The organism is Methylobacterium sp. WL9, from assembly GCF_008040035.1.
Classification (GTDB): domain Bacteria; phylum Pseudomonadota; class Alphaproteobacteria; order Rhizobiales; family Beijerinckiaceae; genus Methylobacterium; species Methylobacterium thuringiense.
In genome coordinates this window covers 59825-80195 of record NZ_VRVE01000009.1, presented here as the reverse complement: position 1 = coordinate 80195, position 20371 = coordinate 59825, and the positions used below count along the sequence as shown (strand labels likewise).

Annotated in this window: 24 protein-coding genes; 17 read left to right on the top strand and 7 right to left on the bottom strand. The window is 68.7% G+C overall.

What is annotated here, in order from left to right:
* Window positions 1–128: 128 nt before the first annotated feature.
* Both phaZ and irr read left to right on the top strand, forming a co-directional pair.
* Window positions 129–1343 carry a polyhydroxyalkanoate depolymerase gene (phaZ, locus tag FV217_RS06010; RefSeq protein ID WP_147816005.1) on the top strand — a complete coding sequence of 405 codons (1215 nt, stop codon included), beginning with the start codon at window positions 129–131 and terminating at the stop codon, window positions 1341–1343.
* Window positions 1344–1465: 122 nt separating this feature from the next.
* Window positions 1466–1975, top strand: a complete 510-nt coding sequence (gene irr / locus FV217_RS06005) for a Fur family transcriptional regulator Irr (protein ID WP_147816041.1) — start codon at window positions 1466–1468, stop codon at window positions 1973–1975.
* A gap of 52 nt (window positions 1976–2027) precedes the next feature.
* On the opposite strand, the gene FV217_RS06000 is transcribed toward irr, so the two are convergent.
* Window positions 2028–2570: an SH3 domain-containing protein gene (locus FV217_RS06000; RefSeq protein WP_147816003.1), complete on the bottom strand. Its 543-nt coding sequence runs from the start codon at window positions 2568–2570 to the stop codon at window positions 2028–2030.
* A 217-nt stretch (window positions 2571–2787) separates the two neighbouring features.
* Between FV217_RS06000 and FV217_RS05995 the strand changes: the two genes are divergently transcribed.
* Together FV217_RS05995 and FV217_RS05990 are read left to right on the top strand one after the other, a co-directional pair.
* Window positions 2788–3792 carry a D-glycerate dehydrogenase gene (locus tag FV217_RS05995; RefSeq protein WP_147816001.1) on the top strand — a complete coding sequence of 335 codons (1005 nt, stop codon included), beginning with the start codon at window positions 2788–2790 and terminating at the stop codon, window positions 3790–3792.
* A 17-nt stretch (window positions 3793–3809) separates the two neighbouring features.
* The gene (locus tag FV217_RS05990) at window positions 3810–4100 is read left to right on the top strand and encodes a hypothetical protein (protein WP_147815999.1); all 291 of its coding nucleotides are present in this window, start codon (window positions 3810–3812) and stop codon (window positions 4098–4100) included.
* Here the strand turns inward: FV217_RS05990 and FV217_RS05985 are convergent.
* The gene (locus FV217_RS05985; RefSeq protein ID WP_147815998.1) at window positions 4097–4813 is read right to left on the bottom strand and encodes a sulfate transporter family protein; all 717 of its coding nucleotides are present in this window, start codon (window positions 4811–4813) and stop codon (window positions 4097–4099) included. The two genes, FV217_RS05990 and FV217_RS05985, sit on opposite strands and share 4 nt — an antisense overlap.
* 150 nt (window positions 4814–4963) lie before the next feature.
* Here FV217_RS05985 and FV217_RS05980 point away from each other — a divergent pair, with 150 nt between their 5' ends.
* The 3 genes from FV217_RS05980 (at window position 4964) to FV217_RS05970 (ending at window position 9376) form a co-directional block, all read left to right on the top strand.
* Window positions 4964–5911: a kelch repeat-containing protein gene (locus tag FV217_RS05980; RefSeq protein WP_147815996.1), complete on the top strand. Its 948-nt coding sequence runs from the start codon at window positions 4964–4966 to the stop codon at window positions 5909–5911.
* A 121-nt stretch (window positions 5912–6032) separates the two neighbouring features.
* Window positions 6033–7262 (top strand): MFS transporter, encoded by a 1230-nt coding sequence (locus FV217_RS05975; protein ID WP_147815994.1) that lies wholly within the window; start codon window positions 6033–6035, stop codon window positions 7260–7262.
* Window positions 7263–7336: 74 nt separating this feature from the next.
* Window positions 7337–9376: a YgiQ family radical SAM protein gene (locus FV217_RS05970; protein ID WP_147815992.1), complete on the top strand. Its 2040-nt coding sequence runs from the start codon at window positions 7337–7339 to the stop codon at window positions 9374–9376.
* A 346-nt stretch (window positions 9377–9722) separates the two neighbouring features.
* On the opposite strand, the gene FV217_RS05965 is transcribed toward FV217_RS05970, so the two are convergent.
* Together FV217_RS05965 and FV217_RS05960 are read right to left on the bottom strand one after the other, a co-directional pair.
* Window positions 9723–10592 carry an NAD(P)-dependent oxidoreductase gene (locus FV217_RS05965; RefSeq protein ID WP_147815293.1) on the bottom strand — a complete coding sequence of 290 codons (870 nt, stop codon included), beginning with the start codon at window positions 10590–10592 and terminating at the stop codon, window positions 9723–9725.
* Window positions 10593–10606: 14 nt separating this feature from the next.
* Window positions 10607–11623, bottom strand: coding sequence for an alpha/beta hydrolase (locus FV217_RS05960; RefSeq protein WP_147816039.1), 1017 nt, complete (start codon window positions 11621–11623; stop codon window positions 10607–10609).
* 303 nt (window positions 11624–11926) lie between these two features.
* Here FV217_RS05960 and FV217_RS05955 point away from each other — a divergent pair, with 303 nt between their 5' ends.
* On the top strand, window positions 11927–12718 hold the full coding sequence (locus tag FV217_RS05955) for an SDR family oxidoreductase (protein WP_147815279.1): 792 nt from the start codon (window positions 11927–11929) through the stop codon (window positions 12716–12718).
* A gap of 91 nt (window positions 12719–12809) precedes the next feature.
* On the opposite strand, the gene FV217_RS05950 is transcribed toward FV217_RS05955, so the two are convergent.
* Window positions 12810–13133: an SWIB/MDM2 domain-containing protein gene (locus FV217_RS05950; protein WP_147077948.1), complete on the bottom strand. Its 324-nt coding sequence runs from the start codon at window positions 13131–13133 to the stop codon at window positions 12810–12812.
* Window positions 13134–13665: 532 nt separating this feature from the next.
* Here FV217_RS05950 and FV217_RS05945 point away from each other — a divergent pair.
* Window positions 13666–14151 carry a DUF2721 domain-containing protein gene (locus tag FV217_RS05945; RefSeq protein WP_147815277.1) on the top strand — a complete coding sequence of 162 codons (486 nt, stop codon included), beginning with the start codon at window positions 13666–13668 and terminating at the stop codon, window positions 14149–14151.
* A gap of 143 nt (window positions 14152–14294) precedes the next feature.
* On the top strand, window positions 14295–14525 hold the full coding sequence (locus FV217_RS05940) for a hypothetical protein (RefSeq protein WP_147815275.1): 231 nt from the start codon (window positions 14295–14297) through the stop codon (window positions 14523–14525).
* Here the strand turns inward: FV217_RS05940 and FV217_RS05935 are convergent.
* Entirely contained in the window at window positions 14488–14673 is a 186-nt protein-coding gene (locus FV217_RS05935) for a hypothetical protein (protein WP_147815273.1), read from the bottom strand. The two genes, FV217_RS05940 and FV217_RS05935, sit on opposite strands and share 38 nt — an antisense overlap.
* A 218-nt stretch (window positions 14674–14891) precedes the next feature.
* Here FV217_RS05935 and FV217_RS05930 point away from each other — a divergent pair, with 218 nt between their 5' ends.
* Window positions 14892–15332: a PRC-barrel domain-containing protein gene (locus tag FV217_RS05930; RefSeq protein ID WP_147816037.1), complete on the top strand. Its 441-nt coding sequence runs from the start codon at window positions 14892–14894 to the stop codon at window positions 15330–15332.
* Between the two features lie 103 nt (window positions 15333–15435).
* On the opposite strand, the gene FV217_RS05925 is transcribed toward FV217_RS05930, so the two are convergent.
* Window positions 15436–15828 carry a hypothetical protein gene (locus FV217_RS05925; RefSeq protein ID WP_147815271.1) on the bottom strand — a complete coding sequence of 131 codons (393 nt, stop codon included), beginning with the start codon at window positions 15826–15828 and terminating at the stop codon, window positions 15436–15438.
* 830 nt (window positions 15829–16658) lie between these two features.
* Here FV217_RS05925 and flgB point away from each other — a divergent pair.
* The 6 genes from flgB (at window position 16659) to flhB (ending at window position 20246) form a co-directional block, all read left to right on the top strand.
* Window positions 16659–17081, top strand: coding sequence for a flagellar basal body rod protein FlgB (flgB, locus tag FV217_RS05920; protein WP_147815269.1), 423 nt, complete (start codon window positions 16659–16661; stop codon window positions 17079–17081).
* A 21-nt stretch (window positions 17082–17102) separates the two neighbouring features.
* Entirely contained in the window at window positions 17103–17513 is a 411-nt protein-coding gene (gene flgC / locus FV217_RS05915; RefSeq protein WP_147815267.1) for a flagellar basal body rod protein FlgC, read from the top strand.
* A 5-nt stretch (window positions 17514–17518) separates the two neighbouring features.
* Window positions 17519–17833 carry a flagellar hook-basal body complex protein FliE gene (gene fliE / locus FV217_RS05910; protein WP_147815265.1) on the top strand — a complete coding sequence of 105 codons (315 nt, stop codon included), beginning with the start codon at window positions 17519–17521 and terminating at the stop codon, window positions 17831–17833.
* A 242-nt stretch (window positions 17834–18075) separates the two neighbouring features.
* On the top strand, window positions 18076–18342 hold the full coding sequence (gene fliQ, locus FV217_RS05905; protein ID WP_147080603.1) for a flagellar biosynthesis protein FliQ: 267 nt from the start codon (window positions 18076–18078) through the stop codon (window positions 18340–18342).
* 24 nt (window positions 18343–18366) lie between these two features.
* A complete protein-coding gene (fliR, locus tag FV217_RS05900; RefSeq protein ID WP_147815263.1) occupies window positions 18367–19131 on the top strand; it encodes a flagellar biosynthetic protein FliR in 765 nt (254 codons plus the stop codon).
* A gap of 47 nt (window positions 19132–19178) precedes the next feature.
* Window positions 19179–20246 (top strand): flagellar biosynthesis protein FlhB, encoded by a 1068-nt coding sequence (gene flhB, locus FV217_RS05895; RefSeq protein WP_147815261.1) that lies wholly within the window; start codon window positions 19179–19181, stop codon window positions 20244–20246.
* The last annotated feature ends 125 nt before the right edge of the window (window positions 20247–20371 follow it).

The following is a 20371-nucleotide window of genomic DNA, read 5'->3' as shown; positions in this document are numbered from 1 at the left end:
TTGCGGAGTTTCGGGCCGGCCTTAAGCCTTACTGTCCCCGCTGCCGCGCTCGTTCGAGCGGCGGCATTCCGGTCCATCGTGGACGCGCCGGAGTTTCCGGCGGGTGCGCGCAAGGAGTTGCGGCCCCGATGATGTACCGTGCGTTCGATGCCCAGACGGACCTTGCCCGGCAGACCCGGGGCTGGGGCCGCCTGCTCAATCAGGCCGCCGCGCCCTGGGCCGGCACGCCGTTCCGCGAACAGGCCAACTGGTGGTCGGCCGGCGCCCGCATGATGATGCGCTCGGGCCTCACCTTCGCCCGGCCCGATTACGGCATCGGCACCGTCACGGTCGGCAACCGTGACGTTCCGGTGGTGGAGGAGGCCGTCACGGCGACGCCCTTCGCCACGCTGCTGCGCTTCCGCAAGGACATCGAGACGCCGCAGCCGAAGGTGCTGGTGCTCGCCCCGCTCTCGGGCCACTTCTCGACGCTGCTGCGCGGCACCGTCCGCACGCTGCTGCCGGACCACGACGTCTACATCACCGACTGGCACAATGCCCGCGACGTGCCGCTCTCTGACGGCGCCTTCGGCTTCGACGACTATGTCGACCACGTCGTGGGCTTTCTGGAGACGATGGGCGAGGGCTCTCACCTTCTCGCCGTCTGCCAGCCCGCCGTTCAGGCCCTGGCGGCGACCGCCGTCATGGCGCACGCGAAAAACCCGGCGCAACCGCGCAGCATGACCCTGATGGCCGGCCCGGTGGATTGCCGCATCAGCCCTACCTCGGTGAACGAACTCGCGACGTCGAAGCCGATCGAATGGTTCGAGAAGAACCTGCTGAGCACGGTGACGGCCCGTCACAAGGGCGCCGGCCGCCGGGTCTATCCGGGCTTCATGCAGGTTTCCGCCTTCATCGCGATGAACGCGCAGCGCCACAGCCAGGCGCATCAGGACCTGTTCTGGCACTATGTCAGGGGCGATTCGGACAAGGCACGCGCGGTCGAGTCGTTCTACGACGAGTATTTCGCCGTCCTCGACCTTCCCGCCGAATTCTACATCGAAACCGTCAAGACGGTTTTTCAGGACTACACGCTGGCCAAGAACGAACTCAGCTATCGCGGCAGCCCCATCGACATGCGCGAGATCCGCCGGACGGCGCTCATGACCGTCGAAGGCGAGCGCGACGACATCTGTGCCGTCGGGCAGACCATGGCCGCGCACGACCTCTGCAGCAGCCTGCCCCCGCACATGCGAAGCCACCATCTGCAGGCCGGCGTCGGCCATTACGGGGTCTTTTCCGGGCGCCGCTGGGAGGGGCAGACCTATCCGCTGGTCCGCAACTTCATCCAGTCGCACGCCTGAATCTCACAGACCTGCGGCGTGCGCCGGTCACCGCCGCGATGGACGGCTTGCCGCAGGCGGTCCGTCCTCATATAGTCCGGCGCTATATATCTAGCGTGAATAGTGAGCTGTCAGTCCCGCCGATGTCCGATTTCGTGCAGCTACAGGCCGCGTTGAACGCGCGTACGTCGTCCGTTCCGAGCGATGCCGGTTTGCCGGGCCGCCGCGGTTGTCCCCTTTCCGATCTGCGCGATCGCCTGCGCCGCGCGGGTCTGCGGCCGACCCGTCAGCGCCTGTCTCTAGGCTGGCTGCTGTTCGGCCGCGGCGACCGGCATTTGACCGCTGAAATGCTCTACGACGAGGCGATGCGGGCCAAGGTCCCGGTCTCGCTGGCGACGGTCTACAACACGCTGCACCAGTTCACGGAAGCCGGCCTGCTGCGCCAGCTCGCGCTCGACGGTTCGAAGGCTTATTTCGACACCAACCCGAGCGAGCACCACCATTTCTTCCTCGAGGAAGAGGGCAAGGTGCTGGATATGCCGGAATGTGGAATCTCGGTCGATTCCCTGCCGGACGCGCCCGAGGGCATGGAAATCGCCGGTGTCGAGGTGATCGTGCGTCTGCGCCGCCGGGCGGTTGCCGGCCGCGCTTGAGCGCAGCCGCTATCGGGTGCTCTGAAGCCGGCGAGGCGATCGCCGGCTTTTTTTATTCGACGGATTCGTTCGGGTAGACGCCCCAGAGCCGTTCCTGGCGGATGTAGCCGTCCACGTCGCCGCGCGTCTGCGGCAGCGCCACGACGATGCGGCACCAGCTTCCGCTGCAATTCTTCACGCTGCCGATGACGCCCGCTTCGAGCTTGGCCTCTTCGCCCGCGCCGGCATCGGCACGGGCCAGCAGCGGCACCGTCGGCGCAGCCTTGTCGCCCGTCGGCGCGGTGACGACGGCGGTGCGGCGGCCGGAGAGCAGCGAGTGCAGCACCCAGCCTTCCGTGCCCTCGGAATCGCGGATGCGGCGCCAAGTCTCGTACTCGGCGATGATCTCGACGGGCAGGCCGGCCCGGCGGAAAACCCAGAGCGTGCGGTGATCCTTCGAGGGCCCCTCGCGCAGGTTGACGCGATCGGTCTTGAGGCTGGCATAGCGGGGCAGCGGCAGCTTCGTCGCCCGGCCGCCATCGTTGGAGACGGCGCTCGCCGGCCCGACCCCGGCCAGCAGGGAGCCCAAGCAAATCCCGAGAATCGCAGCGCGCATCGTCAACCGTCCTCCGCTCGTCGTCCGGAGCCGCGGGGGCCTTGCCCGCATTGTCTTCCGACCTCTCTCTGATAGAGAAACGGGGAAGATGTGCGGCGGGGCGAACCCCGAGGCGCGTCGGCCGATCGCTCCATCTGGCCGTGTCACGGTTAACGGAGCGTAAGCCGAAGCACCCGGGCCGGCCGAACGCGAGGCGGGTACCGTCGCGGGAGGAACGATGTCGTCGTTGAAGCGCAAGCCGCTCGTTGTCGTGACACGGCGCCTGCCCGAGGCGGTCGAGGCGCGCATGCGCGAATTGTTCGACTGCCGGCTGAACCCGGACGACACGCCGCTGGAGCAGGAAGCGCTCGTCGCCGCGTTGCGCGAGGCGGACGTTCTGGTCCCCACCGTGACCGACGAGATCGACGCCGGCCTGCTGGCCCAGGCCGGGCCGAACCTCCGGCTGATCGCGAATTTCGGCAACGGCGTCGACCACATCGATGTCGGCACGGCGCTCGAGCGCGGCATCACGGTGACCAACACGCCGGGCGTGCTGACCGAAGACACCGCCGACATGACGATGGCGCTGATCCTCGCCGTCGCCCGCCGGGTCGCCGAGGGCGCGCGCATCATCCCGGACGACAACTGGAGCACCGGCTGGTCGCCGACCTGGATGCTCGGCCGCCGCATCACCGGCAAGCGCCTCGGCATCGTCGGAATGGGCCGGATCGGCCAGGCGCTGGCCCGCCGCGCCAAGGCGTTCGGCCTGTCGATCCACTATCACAACCGCCGCCGGGTGCCCGCAGCGATCGAAGCCGGCCTCGAGGCGACCTACTGGGAATCCCTCGACCAGATGCTCGCCCGCGTCGACGTGGTCTCGGTGAACTGCCCGCACACGCCCGCGACCTACCACCTGCTCTCGGCCCGCCGCCTCAAGCTCCTCAAGCCCGAGGCCATCGTCGTGAACACCGCCCGCGGCGAGGTGATCGACGAGACTGCGCTCGCCCGTTTGATCGAGGCGGGCGATATCTCGGGCGCCGGCCTCGACGTGTTCGAACAGGAGCCGGCCGTCAGCCCCCGCCTCGTCAAGCTCGCCCGCGCCGGCAAGGTCGTGCTGCTGCCCCATATGGGCTCGGCGACGCACGAGAGCCGCACCGACATGGGAGAGAAGGTCATCATCAACATCAAGACCTTCATGGACGGCCACCGGCCGCCGGACCGCATCCTTCCCAGCATGCTCTGAGCGCGAGAGAGACGGCGATGGCGAGCGATCCCGACCTCGATCCGGCCATCACCCGGCTCGTCGCACTCGCCGAGGCCGCCGCCCTCGCGAAGGGATCGGCGGAGCGCCTCCAGGACGTCAGCCCCGAGGATTGGCAGCGCGTGCTCGACCGGGTCGCAGCTCAGGCGCAGCGGGACGGCGTGCCCCTGCCGGAGGGTTGGAAGCAGATTCTTGTCCGGCACCGCGACCGGGAGCGGTTGCGCTCCGATACGGACGATGTCCGGCTCGCGGAGCAGGGCGAGGTTTTTTCGCGCGAGGACGACGCCTAGCGCAGGCGTCCCGTCGCAGCCGGCGCCTCAAGCAACGTCTTCCGGCTCAGCCCCTTGTGCAGGTGGACCATCAGCGCAATCCCGAACAACGGCACGATCAGGTTCACGATCGGCACAACCATCAGCCCGGCGAGCATGGCGCCGCCCGAAAGCGTCGTCAGGTTGAAATGCCGGCGCATGGCCTGCGCCTCGGCCAGCGGCCGGAAGCGGCTGGCGGCGGCTTCGAAGTATTCCCGGCTGAGCAGGTAGGTGTTGGCGCCGAAGAAGGCGACGAGGTTTACGCCGGGCACGAAGATCAGCACCAGCGCCACGAGATTGACCGCGAGTGCCAGCCCGGCGAAGCGGAGCGCGTAGAGCAGCGCCTGTCCCCAGGGCAGGGGGCGGCCGGGTGGGTCGTTCGGAAAGTCCGTGCGCTCGACGATCGCGGCCGCGTCGTCGAGGAAGAAGCCCGCCACCAGGATCGAGACCGCCGGCATGATGTAGGCGATCGCCACGAACAGGCCGGCGCCGGCCAGGAAGAACGCGATCGTGTCGAGCATCGGGTAGTCGGCCGCGATGTGGTGGCTCGACTGGAACCACTGGATCAGCCGCGTCAGCGCGAACCAGACCAGGATCAGCAGCCCCAGTGTCAGCCCGAGCGACTTCAGCAGGATCGCCCGCATCGGCGGGGAAAAGACCTGGCGCAGGGCCGCGGCGGCGGCTTTGATCAGCATCGCATGTCCGAGTGTGAGACGTCGTCGCGACGGGTTCTCGCCGCAGGGCGGCGTTCGCGCAAGACCATCACAGCGCCATGCCCATCGGGCTCGTTTTCCCGGCCCGCACGTTCACCCGGCGAACCCGCAACCGCGACGAACGGAGCGACCATGCCGAAACCCGCCACCGCCCTGCTGCTCGCCGGCCTCCTGCTCGCGAGCCCCGCCACCGCCCACGAGGTCGGCGCCTGGGCCGGTGCGAGCAGCGCCCCCGCCGAGCGCTCCGAGGTCGCCGTCGCGGCCATCGACGGCAAGGCCTATGTCGTCGGCGACTACAACGGCGCCACCGAACTGCTGATCTACGACCTCGCCAAAGACTCGTGGAGCCGCGGCGCGGCTTTCCCCTATCCCGTCCACCACACCATGGCGGTGGGGCAGGGCGGAAAAGTCTACGTGTTCGGCGGCTACGTGAACGGCTGGGACGCCACCGACAAGGTCTGGGCCTACGACCCGAAGACGGATGCCTGGGAGCCTCGCGCGCCGTTGCCCACGGCCCGCGCCGCCGGCGGTGCGACGCTGCTCGGCGACAAGATCCACGTCGTCAGCGGCAGCGTCTCGGGCCGCAAGAACACCCCCGTCCACGAGATCTACGACCCGGCGAAGGACAGCTGGAGCAAGGCCGCGCCGCTCACCACCCCGCGCGACCATCTCTCGGTCCAGGCCATTGACGGCCGGATCGTCGCGGTTGGTGGAAGGGTCGACGGCAATTCCGGAACCAACCTCACCACGAACCAGGTCTACGACCCGGCCAAGGACGCCTGGACCGACGCGGCGCCTCTGCCGACCGCACGCAGCGGCACCGCCTCGGCGGTGCTCGGCCAGGACGTCTACGTCATCGGCGGCGAGTCGAAGCAGAAGACGTTCGATGACGTCGAGGCTTTCGACCTGCCCAAGAATTTCTGGCGCAGCCTCGCGAAATTGCCGAGCGCCCGGCACGGCTTCGGCGCGGTGACCTATGACGGCCGCATCTACACCATCGTCGGCAGCCCGAAGCCCGGCGGCTTCAAGTCCGGCACGGTCGAGGTGTTCGATCCGAAGGGCGCGGCGGCCGTGCGCTGACGCACCGCGCGTTCGCGCCCTGGCTGCAGCGGGCACAGGTCCGACATGAGCGGCACGGCCCTGCGGGGCCGGGCCTGCGCCGCTAGGTTGTCCTCATGTTGCGACGCAAAATGAATCGGCCATGACGAACACACCCGCCGCCTGCTGCGACGAAGCCGGAGCGCTGCCGGCCGGCCGCGAGGTGCATCCGTCGCTCGTCATCCTGGCGCTCGCCATCGGCGGCTTCGCCATCGGCACGACCGAGTTCGCCTCGATGAGCCTGCTGCCGGAATTCGCACCGGCGCTCGGCATCGACGTGCCCACCGGCGGGCACGTCATCAGCGCCTACGCGCTCGGCGTCGTCGTCGGCGCGCCGATCATCGCGGTGCTGGCGGCGCGAATCGCGCGGCGGACGCTGCTCGTCGGGCTCATGGTGATGTTTGCAATGGGCAACCTGCTCTCCGCGCTCGCCCCGAGCTACCACACCATGCTGGCCTTCCGGTTCTTCACCGGCCTGCCGCACGGCGCCTATTTCGGCATCGCCATGCTGCTCGCATCCTCGCTCGTGCCGCGCGACAAGCGTGCCGGCGCCTCGGCGAAGGTGCTCACCGGGCTGACGGTCGCGACGGTGGTCGGCGTGCCGTTCGCCAACGTCGTCGGCCAGGTCTTCGGCTGGCGCTGGAGCTTTGCCATCGTCGCCGGGCTGGCGCTGCTGACGGCGGCGCTGGTGCGGCTCTATGCACCGCTCGGCGCACCGATCCCGGGGGCGAGCCCGTTGCGCGAACTCGGCGCGCTCAAGCGCGGCCAAGTCTGGCTGACCCTCGCCATCGGCGCCATCGGCTTCGGCGGGATGTTTTCGGTCTACACCTACCTCGCCTCGACCATGCTGGAGGTGACGAAGACTTCGCCGGCCCTGATCCCGGTGGCGCTCGCCGTGTTCGGTCTGGGGCTCACGATCGGCAATCTCGCCTGGGCCTGGATCGCCGACCGCTCCGGCGCCCTGATGGCCTCGGCCGGCGCGACGCTGGTCTGGAGCGCGGTGATGCTGGCGCTCTACCCCGCCGCGACGCAAAACCTCTGGACGCTCCTGCCCGTGGTCTTTCTCATCGGCAGCGGCGGCGGCCTCGCCACCATCCTGCAGACCCGCCTGATGGACGTCGCCGAGGATGCCCAGACACTGGCCGCCGCCCTCAACCACTCCGCCTTCAACGTCGCCAACGCGCTGGGCCCCTGGCTCGCCGGCCTCGCCATCGCCGCCGGATACGGCCTGCCGTCGACGGGGTGGGTCGGCGTGGCGCTGGCGCTCGGTGGGCTTGGGGTGTGGGCGGTCTCGCTGGTGTCGGATCGCAGGCGGGTGCGGGCGGTCGCGTAGCTGGGTGCTGTGGGGGGCATCGGACCCCTCGCTCTTCGTTGAGCTCCCGGCTCCGGGGCGCTATGCAACCACCCATGGACCTCCAAGTTTCCGCGAGTCGCTCCCCGGCTCCCATCGCCTGCACGCTGTCGCGTCCCAGGGAGGCGGCGCCGTTCCTGCCCATGAGCCGCGCCGAGATGGACGCGCTCGGGTGGGATTCCTGCGACATCGTCCTGGTGACGGGCGACGCCTATGTCGATCATCCGAGCTTCGGCATGGCCATCATCGGCCGGCTGCTCGAAGCGCAGGGGTTCCGGGTCGGCATCATCGCACAGCCCGACTGGCAATCGGCGGAGCCGTTCAAGGCGCTCGGCCGGCCGACGCTGTTCTTCGGCGTCACCGGCGGCAATCTCGATTCGATGGTGAACCGCTACACCGCGGACCGTCGCCTGCGCAGCGACGACGCCTACACGGCGGGCGGCGAGGGCGGCGCCCGGCCGGACCGCTGCACCATCGTCTACACGCAGCGCTGCCGCGAGGCCTACAAGGACGTGCCGATCATCCTCGGCGGCATCGAGGCGTCGCTGCGGCGCATCGCCCACTACGATTACTGGTCCGACAAGGTGCGCCGCTCGATCCTGGCGGACGCCAAGGCCGACCTCCTCCTCTACGGCAATGCCGAGCGTGCCGTGGTCGAGGTGGCGAACCGCATGGCCGCCGGCGCGAAGCCGCACGAGCTCGATTCCGTCCGGGGCGTCGCCCTGTTCCGCCGGGTGCCCGAGCACTACACCGAGCTGCCCGCCGACGATCTCGACTCGGCCGACGAGGCCGCCATGCGCCGCCCCGGCGAGACCGTGATCCGGCTGCCCGCCTACGACGAGGTCAAGGACGACAAGGAGGCCTATGCCCGCGCCTCGCGGGTGCTGCACCGGGAGGCCAATCCCGGCAACGCCCGCCCCCTCGTCCAGCGCCACGGCGACCGCGACCTGTGGCTGAACCCGCCGCCGATCCCGCTCTCCAGCGAGGAGATGGATGCGGTCTACGATCTGCCCTACGCCCGCGCGCCGCATCCCTCCTACGGCGACGCCAAGATTCCCGCCTGGGACATGATCAAATTCTCGGTGACGATCATGCGCGGCTGCTTCGGCGGCTGCACCTTCTGCTCCATCACCGAGCACGAGGGCCGCGTCATCCAGAACCGCTCGGAAGGCTCGATCCTGCGCGAGATCGAGCTGATCCGCGACAAGACGCCGGGTTTTACGGGCGTGATCTCGGACGTCGGTGGACCCACGGCGAACATGTACCGGATGGCCTGCAAGGACCCGAAGATCGAGGCGGCGTGCCGCTTGCCGTCCTGCGTGTTTCCGGACATCTGCCCGAACCTGAACACCTCGCACGACGACCTGATCCGGCTCTACCGCAAGGTCCGCGAGGTGAAGGGCGTCAAGAAGGTGATGGTCGCCTCCGGCGTGCGCTACGACCTCGCGGTCCGAAGCCCCGAATACGTCGAGGAGCTCGTGACCCATCACGTCGGCGGCCGGCTCAAGATCGCCCCCGAGCACACCGAGCGCGGGCCCCTCGACCTGATGATGAAGCCGGGGATCGGCACCTACGACCGCTTCAAGGAGATGTTCGAGGCCGCCGCCAAGAAAGCCGGCAAGAAATACTACCTGATCCCGTATTTCATCGCGGCGCATCCGGGCACGACCGACGCGGACATGATGAACCTCGCCGTCTGGCTGAAGAAGAACGACTATCGCGCCGATCAGGTCCAGACGTTCCTGCCCTCGCCCATGGCGACGGCCACGACCATGTATCACACCGAGATCAACCCGCTGCAGGGCGTGCGGCGCGGCGGCAGCGAGCCCGTCGACGCGATCAAGGGGATGCGGCAGCGCCGGTTGCACAAGGCGTTCCTGCGCTACCACGACCCCGAGAACTGGCCCCTGTTGCGCGAGGCTTTGCGGGCGATGGGCCGCGCCGATCTCATTGGGCCGAGGCCGGACCAGCTCATTCCGCTCGCGCAGCCGCCGGGCACGGGCTTGGGCGCAGGCAAGGCGGGAGGCCGCCCGCGGCCCATGCGCCACCCCGGCGCGCCGCGTTTCACCACGAAGGGCGTGCCGCTGGGGAAGTGACGGCCTCATACCGTCTCTGGTTGATCGAAGCAGTCGATGGACGGGCTCTCCTCCCCCTTGTGGGGAGGAGGTAGGAGGTGGGGGTGGTGCAGACGGCACCGGGACGCTCGATCCTGAACCACCCCCACCCCCGACCCCTCCCCACAAGGGGGAGGGGAGGACATGCGTGCCCCGATCCGATCAACCGAAAACCGTATCATGCGCCCGGTAAACGGGTGTTTCGAGGGTGGCTATACTCCGCGTAGCCTGTCGCAAATCCACCCACAGACGGCGGTTGGGGCGATAATCCGGCGCATCCTTGCTGCGAATCTCCCGAACCCCGCCGTTCACCCGTTCGCTCAACCCCCTACGACTGCCCACTCCGCCGCGCCGCCACCGTGGCCAGCGCCGCGAAGTCCTTGTCGCCATCGCCGTGGCTGATCGCGTCGATGAAGTTGTCGCGCAGGATGCCGGCGAAGGGCATCGGTACGCCGGCGGCTTCGGCGGCGGCGAGGACGAGGCGGACGTCCTTGGCGCCGAGCCGTAGGGTGAAGCCCGGCGGCTCGTAGCGGTGTTCGGCGATGAGCGCGCCGTAGCCCTTGTAGACCGGCGAGGCGAACAGCGTGTTGGTCAGGAGGTCGAGGAGGGCGGCGGCCGAGACGCCGTGCCCCTCGGCGAAGGCCGCGGCCTCGCCCATGGCCTCGATGGCCGAGATCAGCATGAAGTTGCCGGCGAGTTTTACGGCGTTGGCGCGGTAGGGCTCGGGGCCGAAGCGCCAGGTCTTGGTGCCCATGGCGTCGAGCAGCGGCTGCACCCGGGCGATGGCGGCGTCGTCCCCGGCCGCGACGATGTTGAGCGCCGCGTTGGCGGCGGCATCGGGCCGGCCGAAGACGGGGGCGGCGACGTAGGCCACGCCGGCCCGTTCGTGGATCGGCGCGAGTTCCTGCGCGAGCGCCACGGCGATCGTCGACATGCTGACATGCACCATTGGCCGCTCGGGGGCGTCGAGCAGACCGCCCTCGACGATCACGGCGCGGAGCGCCGCGTCGTCGGCGAGCATGGTGATGGCGGCGTCGCCCCGGAAGGCTTCCGCCGCGGTCGCGACCGGCGTCGCGCCATCGATGCCGTGGGCCGCTTCCGGCGAGCGGTTCCAGACCCGGACCGTATGCCCGGCCTTGACGAGGTTCGCGGCCATGGCGCGGCCCATGCGGCCGAGCCCGAGAAATCCGACGTCCATGTTTCGCCTATCCGTCAGTGAGCGTTGAGGAAATCGACGGCCAGCGCGTCGAAGCGCTCGGTCGCCTCCATGTGAACGAGGTGGCCGACGCCTTCGATGACCTCGGCGCGGCCGTTGCCCATTTTTTTCGCGAGTTCCTTCGCGTGCATCGCGTTCTCGCCCATCGCGGCCCGCAACTCCGGCGGGGCGTAGGGCTTGCCCGGGGCGTTGTGGTCGTTGGCGCCCATGATGAAGAGGGTCGGCGCGGCGATGTAGGGGATCTCGTGCACCACCGGCTGGCCCCAGATCATCTGGTAGGAGTTCACGAAGGACTGCAGCCAGCGCGGATACTCGCCCGAGCCCTTCACCCGCTCGCGGGTCGAGACGAACGGCTCGATCGCTGAATCCGGCAGCGAGAGCGCGTAGCTGGTCTTGAGCTGCTGGCGGTAGGCGTCGGCGGTGAGATCGCCCTCGCGCTTGAGCAGCATCGCGTCGGAGACCGGCGGGACCGGGATGCGGTAGTCCTCGAGACCGATCGGCGCCTCCAGCACCAGGCTGTTGACGCGCGCCGGGTAGCTGCGCGCGATCCGCACCGCGAGCATGCCGCCCATGGAGTGCCCGATGACGTCGACGCGGTTCAGGCCGAGGCGGTCGAGCAAGGCCACCGTGTCGGCCGCCATGGCGTCGAAGGTGAAGGCGCCGACGGGCTTGGAGGATTTTCCGAAGCCGAGCTGGTCGGGCACGATCACCCGGTATCCGGCCGTCGTCAGGGCTTGGATCACCGGGAGCCAGTAGCTCGATGGGAAATTGCGCCCGTGCAGCAGCAGCACGCTGCGCCCGTTGGCGTTTCCGGCTGCCGGCACGTCCATGTAGGCGAGGCGCTGGGCCTCGCCGTCGCGGGTCAGGGGCAGGTAGCCGACCGGATACGGATAGGCGAAGCCTTCGAGCGCGATCCCCAGCGGCGCATCCGCCGCCGCCGCGGGGCCTTCCTGGGCACCGAGCGAGGAGGGAGCGAGAAGGGCGAGCAGGGCGAGGGTCGAGGCGAGACGCATCGGGACTCCGGAGGGCGAGCGCGGGCGGGCCGCGACGGGGAGATAGGGCGCCGGCCGGCACGGCGCGGGGCTGGAGACCTTCGTGAAAGTCATGACTGTCACCCCGCTCCCGTCATGCCGACGCCGACAGTCCCGGTATTCGCCGGGATACGCACCGGGAACGGCGTCGTCGGCGGCCGAACGCCGGCCATGGCCAAAGCCGCCACCGCCCTGGCTGCTGTCCGGATGTTGCGATGCACCCCGGCGCGGTTTCGTGCGTTGCCGTTTCGAGCGGGCATCCTGATCTAACTTAGAGTTGCATCCATGGATATCGATCTGACCGGCAAGAGCGCCCTCGTCACCGGGTCGACCGGCGGCATCGGCTATGCGGTGGCGAAGGAGCTGGCCAAGCTCGGCGCCTACGTCGCCGTCAACGGGCGGACCGCCGAGCGCGTCGACGCGGCGATCGCGCAGCTCAGGGAAGAGGTCGCGGGCGGCCAGTTCATCGCCGGTGTCGGCAGCGTGAGTTCGGCCGAAGGCGTCGCCGAATTGGTGGCCGGACTGCCCAAGGTCGACATCCTCATCAACAATGCCGGAATCTTCGAGCCCAAGCCGTTCTTCGAGATCGAGGACGGCGACTGGCAGCGCTTCTTCGACGTCAACGTGATGAGCGGCGTGCGGCTGTCGCGGGCCTATGCGCCGGGCATGGTCGAGCGCGGCTGGGGGCGCGTCGTCTTCATCGCGAGCGAGTCGGCGATCAACATCCCGTCCGAGATGGTCCATTACGGGATGACGAAGACGGCCCAGCTGGCAGTCAGTCGCGGCCTCGCCGAGACGGTCGGCGGCAGCGGCGTCACCGTGAACAGCGTCCTGCCCGGGCCGACCCTGACCGAGGGCGTCGCCGACTTCCTGAAGTCCATGGGCGGGGCCGGCGCCGATCTCGAGGAGACCGGAAAGAGCTTCATTGCCGAGAACCGGCCGACCTCGCTGATCAAACGGCTCGCGCGGCCGGAAGAGGTCGCGAGCATGGTCGCCTATCTCTGCACCCCCGCCGCCAGCGCGACGACGGGCGCGGCCCTGAGGGTCGACGGCGGCGTGCTGCGCGGCATCGCCTGACGAGACAGGCCGGCGCGTGCCGCGACACTGAGGAGCGCGCCGGCCGCATGCGGGCCGGCGCTGCTCCGCAGGAGGGTTTCCCCGGCCTCGATCAGGCCTTCAGGTGCGCGGCGAGGTGCTTGTTCATCTCGAACATCGAGCACTTGTCCTTGCCGAAGACCTTCTTCAGCTTCTCGTCGGCGACGATCTCGCGCTTGTTCTCCGGGTTCTGGAGATTGTGCTTCTTGATGTGCTCCCAGACCTTGCTGACGACTTCGCCGCGGGCCAGCGGCTTGTCGCCGACGATGGCGGCGAGTTCGGGCGAAGGCTTGAGCGGCTGCTGAAGCGCGTTCGGCTTGGCGGCAGCCTTGGGCGCCGCGACCTTCTTTGCGGTCTCAGCCTTCGGCGCAGCGGCCTTGGTCGGTGTCTTAGCCATGGATTCCCTCCGTTCGGCGCTTACAGCGCGGACATCCTGACGGGCCCGCCCCGAAGGCGCGTAGCAGCAACAACTAGACGGTGACGCCGTCGTTCCAAGAGCGGAATGCGTCCGCGCCTGTGCCATCCACAGGTGCGGGTCCGTTCGGGAGATCGTCTCGCCGCTCTCGGAGGGGGGAAGTCGTCACCGGCCGAAAGCTGTTCCGCGTCCCACCCGGCGAGGTCAAGCCGAAATGGCCGGCTTCCCCTTGGATCGGTTGGATTTTTCTCGATTTCGGCAACCTGACGGTGCGTTTCGCTGCCTCAGGTCGATGACCCGACCCATCCCCGGGCGTCGCGGCATGCCCGTACGGCCGGCCTCCACGGGGCGCAAGAGGGCGTGGCCGGTCCGGATTCCAACCCACGGCAGTCCCCTTCGAGCCTGTCGCATCCAAGCACGCCTTCGAGATGCGGGAGTCCCCCGCCGCGCATGCCGCGCCCTCCGGCGACGCGCCGGGTACCCATTTTGTCCGAAAGCCCTCTATCTCCCGGCCATGTCCCCGACCGACCTGCCGACCTCCCTCGATACCGTCGCCCATGTCATCCAGGTCGCGCTGACCCCCGTCTTCCTGCTCGGCGGCATCGCGACCCTGCTCAACGTGTTCGGCAACCGGCTCGCCCGCGTCGCCGACCAGGCGCATGACTTGTCCGACCGGATCGGCTCGGCCCCCCGGTCCGAGCGCGACCGCATGCTGCTGCGAATCGAGTCCCTGCGGCTGCGCTCCCTGATCCTCGATGCGGCGGTGATCCTCTGCACGCTTGGCGGTGTCGCGGTCTGCGGTGCGGTGCTCACGCTGTTCGTCGGCGCGCTCCGCGACGCGACGGTGGCCGACGTGCTGTTCGCACTGTTCGGCCTCGGCATCCTCTGCACGCTCGGCGCGCTCACGCTCTTCGGCGTCGAGATGCTCCTGGCGAGCCGGAGCCTGCGCCGACGGCTCGACCTGCGGCAGGCAGAAGCCGAACGCAAAACAGAATCCTGAAACGAGCTCGGCAGTCTGAACCGAAGGGACACACTTGCCATTGGATTGGTGGCCAGTAGATTGCGCACAATCGCAGTTTTCGGGCTGCGGATCCTGCGATCGTGAGTTTATCCTGCTCCCGCCGCGCCTATCGGGAGTTGTAAGTGCCTCGCTTCTTTTTTGATGTGCACGACGGCGTCGACATTCACGACGAGGTCGGCCGCGAGTTGGCGGACAGGGCTGCCGTCCGGGAAGAGGCCCTGAGCGTGGCCATCAAGCTCCTCGCCGCGGAGGCTTCCGACTCGAAGGAGACCACACTGGTGCTCACCGTGCGCGACGAAGCCGGCGAGACGCCGCTCAGGATTCGTCTGGTGAGTCAGATCGAGGAGCGCTGATCCGGGTGGCGGCATCGCGCGCCAGCTCGATCAGGATCATGTCGAGCAGCACGCGCACGCGAAACGATGCTGCCGTCCCGAGCAGTTCGCGTGCCTGGCTGCACAAGGCCTCGGTGTCATGATCGGTGTCATCACGGTCCGCGTCCAACGGTCGGTCTCCCCCGTACAACGATGACGTCTCGGTGCACGATCTTGGGTTGATTATAGTCCGGGTGACACGCGGGGCCATTGCCTTGGAGCTTCTGTCGCCTCGGCGACATTTCGCTGCAATGTCCGGGGCCTCCATGGGCCGGGGAACCCATCGCCGCCCCCGCGCTTTGCCCGCCCTCGTAATCCGTCACCAGGGAACAGCCGATGCCGACCGACTTGCCGACCGAGTTTCCGAACGAACGCCGGCTCAAGCAGCCGGGCAGCCTGGAGCTCGACCCATCCTCCGGTGAGGGCGTGGCAATCGATGAAACCGGTCGCCTGATCGCCTCGAGCAAGGTCGAGGGCACGCCGGTCTTCGACGGAGCCGGCGAGCGCCTGGGCTCCGTCTACAACTTCATGGTCGACAAGGTCTCGGGACAGGTCGCCTACGCGGTGCTGTCCTTCGGTGGCTTTCTCGGGATCGGAGAAGCCTACCACCCGCTGCCCTGGAAGGCGTTGACCTACTCGGTGGAGCTCGGCGGCTACGTCGTCGACATCGACCGTGAAACCCTGGACGGCGCGCCGACGCACGGGCCGGGCGAGGACCCGTTTTCGGATCCGGCCTATGGCGAGCGGCTGGACGGGCATTACGGAGGGCGAAAGGCACCGGCGCTGTAGGCCTGCGGCGGCGGTCGCCCGCCTGTGTCCGCAAAGACGGCAGCGAATGGATCAACCGGACGCCGGCTCGGGCAGAGCCGTGCCGGCGGTCAATCCGAAAAAATCAGAACTTGCCGCCGAGGCCGACGCCGCCGCCGGTCATGGCCGGGGTCATGCCGCCGCCACCGCCGCTGCGGCGGTTGGTGTCGGCGCCCTCGAGGTCTTCGCGGTTGATGCGGCGCGGGCCGGAATCGGCGCTGCGCGTCTCGCCCTTCACGGTCTTGGGGAGGGCGAGCTGCCGGGTCGGCGCGGTGGAGACGGGGTTGCCGTCGTCGTCGACGGCAGTGGTGGTGCGCTCGCGGGCGGTCTTGATCGAACCGCGCATGGAGGGCGGGGGACCGACTTCGCTCTCCGGCATCACGCCGCTGTTGCCGCCAAGCGCGCTGCCGATGGCGTTGCAGCCGCCGAGCGCGGCGGCGAGGAGCGCCACGGCGCAAAGTCTCGACGGAAGGGACATGGGCTGAAGGATCCTCGAAGAAGCCACCTGCGTATCCGGCGGGCTAGACCGTGTTCCGGGCACCTCTAAGACCAGGATTGGGCGAAAAACAGACATTGTGCTGCCGGCCGAGGGCCTTCCCGGGATTGTCCGCTGCGTTTTGCGGGGCGTCCGTACGGTTTTGCACAGGCGTTGCATCGTTGCGCCACCGCGTCGCGCGGTCCGATTCGGCCACCGGGCGGACGGCCGGCCCGCCATCGTCCGGCTGCCTCCGGTCCATATCTTTGCCCAGGTCGGCACGGATGAAGCAGGTTCGGGTGGTCAGCGCATCGCCGCAGGGTTAACCCACCGTTAACGAAGCCGGCCGAACCTCAGCAGCGTGTCGACGTTGGCGTGGGTGGGGCGAAGATCGAGGTAGACGGGTGCTGAGACTGATCCGGACGATCGCATCGCTGACGATCGCCCTCGGTTCCCTGGCGACGACGGCGAATGCCGGAGAGACCGGTGCCGCGGGCCGGCCCGAGACGCCCGCCAGCACGCCCGCGACCGTCCGAACTGAAGAACTCTGGCAAGACGGGACACTCTCGTTGTCCGGGCCAAGCCGGCCGGGCATGCGACGCCGCGCGAGAGTATCGCGTCCGGCCCCGCCGCGGGCAACAAAGGTAAAAACTTCGTTAACAGCTTCGCGCAGGGATCCGGCATCCCGGGCGGCCGCAAGTCCGAAGGCGGTCCATCCGCCCACGCTTTAACGCGACGTTAACCATGGAGGCGGCAGATTTTGCCGACCCGGAGCGGGCCGCTCGGCAATCCGTGCCGGGTAAGCCGCCGCGGCGGGGCGAGGATCGGCCGCGATGTCCTTCACCGACCTGCCCATCCTCGGCATGCTGCGCAACAAGATGCAGTGGCACCAGGCGCGCCAGGCGCTGCTTGCCGAGAACGTCGCCAACGCCGACATGCCGAACTTCAAGCCCCGCGACCTCGCCGAGATCGGCAGTTCCTCGGGGCCGGGCGGAATGACCGCACCGTCGGCCGCGATCGTCGGCGGCGACGGGCTCGCCCGCACCGACGTCAAGCATATCGGCCTCGCCACGGCCGACGGGCCGAACGCGACCCCCAAGCGCTTCAAGGGTTTCGAGATCCGCCCCGGCGGCAACGGCGTCAATCTCGAGGAAGAGATGATGAAGGCCGGCGAGAACCAGAGCGACTACCAGATGGTCGCCTCGCTCTACCAGAAGAGCCTCGACGCCCTGAAGATCGCCGTCGGCAAGCGCTGAGCCGGATAACAGGAGCTCGCCATGGATTTCCTCAAGACGCTCGGCATCGCCGCCTCGGGGCTCAAGGCCCAGTCCGGCCGGATGCGGATCATCGCGGAGAACATCGCCAACGCGGATTCCTCGGCCAAGACCCCTGGCGGCGAACCCTATCGCCGCAAGGTGCCGACCTTCACCAGCCGCTTCGACAACGAGCTCGGCGCCACCCTCGTCGAGACCGGCCGGGTCCGGCGCGACCAGACCGCTTTCCGCACCAAGTACGACCCCGGCAACCCGGCGGCGAACGCGAGGGGCGAGGTCTCGATGCCCAACGTCAACGGGCTGATCGAGAACATGGACATGCGCGAGGCCCAGCGCTCCTACGAGGCCAACCTGAACATGGTCACCGCCACCCGGCGGATGATCTCCAAGACCCTCGAAATCCTGAAGGCCTGACCGCCATGGCCACCTCCGCCTTCGCCGCCGGCGCCTACGCCGCCGCCCAGTCCATCGCCCGCCCGGGTTCAGCGCCGAAGCCGATGCAGGCGAGCGGGGCCGGCGGCGGCTTCGGCTCGCTGCTCACCCAGGCCCTCGATACGGTGGCGCAGACCGGCGCCAAGGCCGACGCGCAGACCCTCTCGGCCGCGACCGGCAAGGCCAACGTCATCGACGTCGTCACCGCGGTGGCCGAGAGCGAGACCGCCCTCCAGACCCTGGTGGCCGTGCGCGACCGCGTGATCTCGGCCTACGAGGAGATCATGCGGATGCCGATCTAGCGCGCGGTTTCTTCCCTTCCCCCACAGACCTCGGGCTTGCCCGAGATCTGCACTTCAAGTGCCCAAGTCGGGCAGGCCCGACTTGGGATTGGGGGAGGGTGGCCCTCGCGTCAGCGAGGGTCGGGAGAGGGGAGCGCCCTCTCCGGAACCGTCGCTCCCCTCTCCCGACCCGCTTCGCGGGCCACCCTCTCCCGCAGAGGGGAGAGGGAACAAGAAACCGCAGCGCAAAGTCCCAAAAATCAATGACCGGCCTCGCCATCCTCGACATCGCCCGCGACGGGATCGTCACCTTCCTCAAAGTGGCGGGGCCGCTGATGATCGTGGCGCTCATCGTCGGTCTCGCGGTCTCGCTGTTCCAGGCGCTGACGCAGATCCAGGAACAGACCCTGATCTACGTGCCGAAGATCGTCGCCGTGTTCGCCGCGCTGCTGTTCATGCTGCCGTTCATGGGCGACGCGCTCGCCTCCTACATGGGCCGCATCGCCGAACGCATCGCGTCCGGCGGGTGAGGCGGCCTTCTGCTATGAAGGGCCATGAACCTCCTCCTGCCCGGCATCGCGGCGGCGTTCCTGCTGACCTTCGGGCGCGTGGGCGTGATGATGATGCTCATGCCGGGCCTCGGCGAGCAGAACATCTCGGCGCGCCTGCGGCTGTCGCTGGCCCTGCTGGTGACGCTGGTGCTGTTTCCCACCGTCCGCCCGCTCCTGCCGGCTACGGGCGGCGCCATCGCGGGGCCGGCGCTGATGGGCGTGCTGTTCGGCGAGATCCTGATCGGTCTGGTGCTCGGGTTGACCGTGCGCATGGTGCTCGCCGCGCTGCAGACGGCGGGCGTGGTGATCTCGCAATCCCTCGGCCTGTCCTACGCCATGACCGTCGACCCGATGACGGCCTCGCAGCAGGTGACGCTCGGCAACTTCCTGTCCCTGCTCGGGGTCACGCTGATCCTGGCGACCGACCTGCACCATCTCGCGCTCGAGGCGATCGGCCGCAGCTACGTGCTTCTTCCACCGAACGACCTGCCGGCCTTCGGCGATGCGGCGCAGCTCGCGATCAAGGCGGTCGCGCGCGGCTTCACCCTCGCCATCCAGATCTCGGCGCCCTTCGTCGCCTTCGGGATCCTGTTCAATCTGGGGCTCGGCGTGCTCTCGCGGCTGATGCCGCAGCTTCAGGTCTTTTTCGTCGCGGTGCCGGCCTCGATCCTGCTCGGCATGCTGATCCTGCTCGCCTCCCTCGGCGTCGTGATGGGGGTCTTTCTGGACGATCTCGGCCGGTATCTCGGGGATCTCGTCGGGCGGTAGCGGGCGCGCCGATGCCGAGCGCGCAGCGCTCCGGAGCCTACTGAGCCATGTCAGAGGGCGCCGACCAGGAAGACAAGACCGAAGAACCGTCCCAACGGCGCATCGATCAGGCGATCGAGAAGGGCAACGTCGCGAACTCGGTCGAGATCAACACCTTCTTCATGCTGGGGGCCTTCACCCTGGCACTGATGCTCGCGGCCGGTCCGGTGGCGACGAAGCTGATGACCGACATCCGCGGCTTCCTGGCGCATGCCCACGCCATCCCGTCGGATCCGCAGGCCTTTGCCGGGCTCGCGGGCCGCGTCCTGATCATCTTCCTGCAGGCTATCGCGATCCCGGCTGCGATGGTCGCCACCGCGGCGCTGGCGGCGGGCATGATCCAGCATCCGCCGGTCTTCACGGCGCAGAGCCTCGCCCCGAAATTCGAGCGGATCTCGCCGATGGCCGGCATGAAGCGCCTGCTCGGCATCGAGGCCTTCGTCCAGTTCGGCAAGGGACTGGCGAAGCTCGGCGTGGTCGGCGTGGTCGGCGGCACCATCCTGTGGGGCCAGCACGACCGGCTCGAGGCCTTCGCGCAGCTCGATCCGGCCGCGGGCCTGCGGGCGGTGCTGGCGCTCGCCCTCAAGATGATGGGCGGCGTGCTCGCGGCCTATGTCGCGATCGCGCTCGGCGATGCGCTCTACCAGCGCCACCGTTGGCGGAGCCGCCTGCGGATGACGAAGGAAGAGCTGAAGCAGGAGCACAAGGAGAGCGAGGGCAGCCCCGAGGTGAAGGGCCGGCGCAAGCAGCTCATGCATCAGCGGGTGAAGAAGCGGATGATGGCCGCCGTGCCCACCGCCACCGTCATCATCACCAACCCGACCCACTACGCCGTGGCGCTCCGCTACGAGCCGGGCATGGGCGCGCCGATCTGCGTCGCCAAGGGCGTCGATTCCCTCGCCTTCCGCATCCGCGCGGTCGCCACCGAGGCGGGCGTGCCGGTGCTGGAGAATCCGCCGCTGGCCCGCGCGCTGCACGCCACGGTCGAGATCGACGACGAGATCCCGGCTGAGCATTATCGCGCGGTTGCGGAGGTGATCGGTTTCGTGCTTCGCCTGCGCAAACGGGCGGCGTGACGCGACGGGCCGTACCGGCGCGGAACGCCACGGTTTATCCACCTTTTTTCGCGAGACTTTTCCGTCGCTTCGCTGACGTTTCCGCCGGGCCCGTGCGGGCGGCAGGACAGGGCTCGACGGATGGA

What these genes read in the sequence shown, in the direction of transcription:
- phaZ (WP_147816005.1), top strand. Translation starts at nt 129, where the DNA reads ATGATGTACCGTGCGTTCGATGCCCAGACGGACCTTGCCCGGCAGACC.
- irr (WP_147816041.1), top strand. Translation starts at nt 1,466, where the DNA reads ATGTCCGATTTCGTGCAGCTACAGGCCGCGTTGAACGCGCGTACGTCG.
- FV217_RS06000 (WP_147816003.1), bottom strand. Translation starts at nt 2,570, where the DNA reads ATGCGCGCTGCGATTCTCGGGATTTGCTTGGGCTCCCTGCTGGCCGGG.
- FV217_RS05995 (WP_147816001.1), top strand. Translation starts at nt 2,788, where the DNA reads ATGTCGTCGTTGAAGCGCAAGCCGCTCGTTGTCGTGACACGGCGCCTG.
- FV217_RS05990 (WP_147815999.1), top strand. Translation starts at nt 3,810, where the DNA reads ATGGCGAGCGATCCCGACCTCGATCCGGCCATCACCCGGCTCGTCGCA.
- FV217_RS05985 (WP_147815998.1), bottom strand. Translation starts at nt 4,813, where the DNA reads ATGCTGATCAAAGCCGCCGCCGCGGCCCTGCGCCAGGTCTTTTCCCCG.
- FV217_RS05980 (WP_147815996.1), top strand. Translation starts at nt 4,964, where the DNA reads ATGCCGAAACCCGCCACCGCCCTGCTGCTCGCCGGCCTCCTGCTCGCG.
- FV217_RS05975 (WP_147815994.1), top strand. Translation starts at nt 6,033, where the DNA reads ATGACGAACACACCCGCCGCCTGCTGCGACGAAGCCGGAGCGCTGCCG.
- FV217_RS05970 (WP_147815992.1), top strand. Translation starts at nt 7,337, where the DNA reads ATGGACCTCCAAGTTTCCGCGAGTCGCTCCCCGGCTCCCATCGCCTGC.
- FV217_RS05965 (WP_147815293.1), bottom strand. Translation starts at nt 10,592, where the DNA reads ATGGACGTCGGATTTCTCGGGCTCGGCCGCATGGGCCGCGCCATGGCC.
- FV217_RS05960 (WP_147816039.1), bottom strand. Translation starts at nt 11,623, where the DNA reads ATGCGTCTCGCCTCGACCCTCGCCCTGCTCGCCCTTCTCGCTCCCTCC.
- FV217_RS05955 (WP_147815279.1), top strand. Translation starts at nt 11,927, where the DNA reads ATGGATATCGATCTGACCGGCAAGAGCGCCCTCGTCACCGGGTCGACC.
- FV217_RS05950 (WP_147077948.1), bottom strand. Translation starts at nt 13,133, where the DNA reads ATGGCTAAGACACCGACCAAGGCCGCTGCGCCGAAGGCTGAGACCGCA.
- FV217_RS05945 (WP_147815277.1), top strand. Translation starts at nt 13,666, where the DNA reads ATGTCCCCGACCGACCTGCCGACCTCCCTCGATACCGTCGCCCATGTC.
- FV217_RS05925 (WP_147815271.1), bottom strand. Translation starts at nt 15,828, where the DNA reads ATGTCCCTTCCGTCGAGACTTTGCGCCGTGGCGCTCCTCGCCGCCGCG.
- flgB (WP_147815269.1), top strand. Translation starts at nt 16,659, where the DNA reads ATGTCCTTCACCGACCTGCCCATCCTCGGCATGCTGCGCAACAAGATG.
- flgC (WP_147815267.1), top strand. Translation starts at nt 17,103, where the DNA reads ATGGATTTCCTCAAGACGCTCGGCATCGCCGCCTCGGGGCTCAAGGCC.
- fliE (WP_147815265.1), top strand. Translation starts at nt 17,519, where the DNA reads ATGGCCACCTCCGCCTTCGCCGCCGGCGCCTACGCCGCCGCCCAGTCC.
- fliQ (WP_147080603.1), top strand. Translation starts at nt 18,076, where the DNA reads ATGACCGGCCTCGCCATCCTCGACATCGCCCGCGACGGGATCGTCACC.
- fliR (WP_147815263.1), top strand. Translation starts at nt 18,367, where the DNA reads ATGAACCTCCTCCTGCCCGGCATCGCGGCGGCGTTCCTGCTGACCTTC.
- flhB (WP_147815261.1), top strand. Translation starts at nt 19,179, where the DNA reads ATGTCAGAGGGCGCCGACCAGGAAGACAAGACCGAAGAACCGTCCCAA.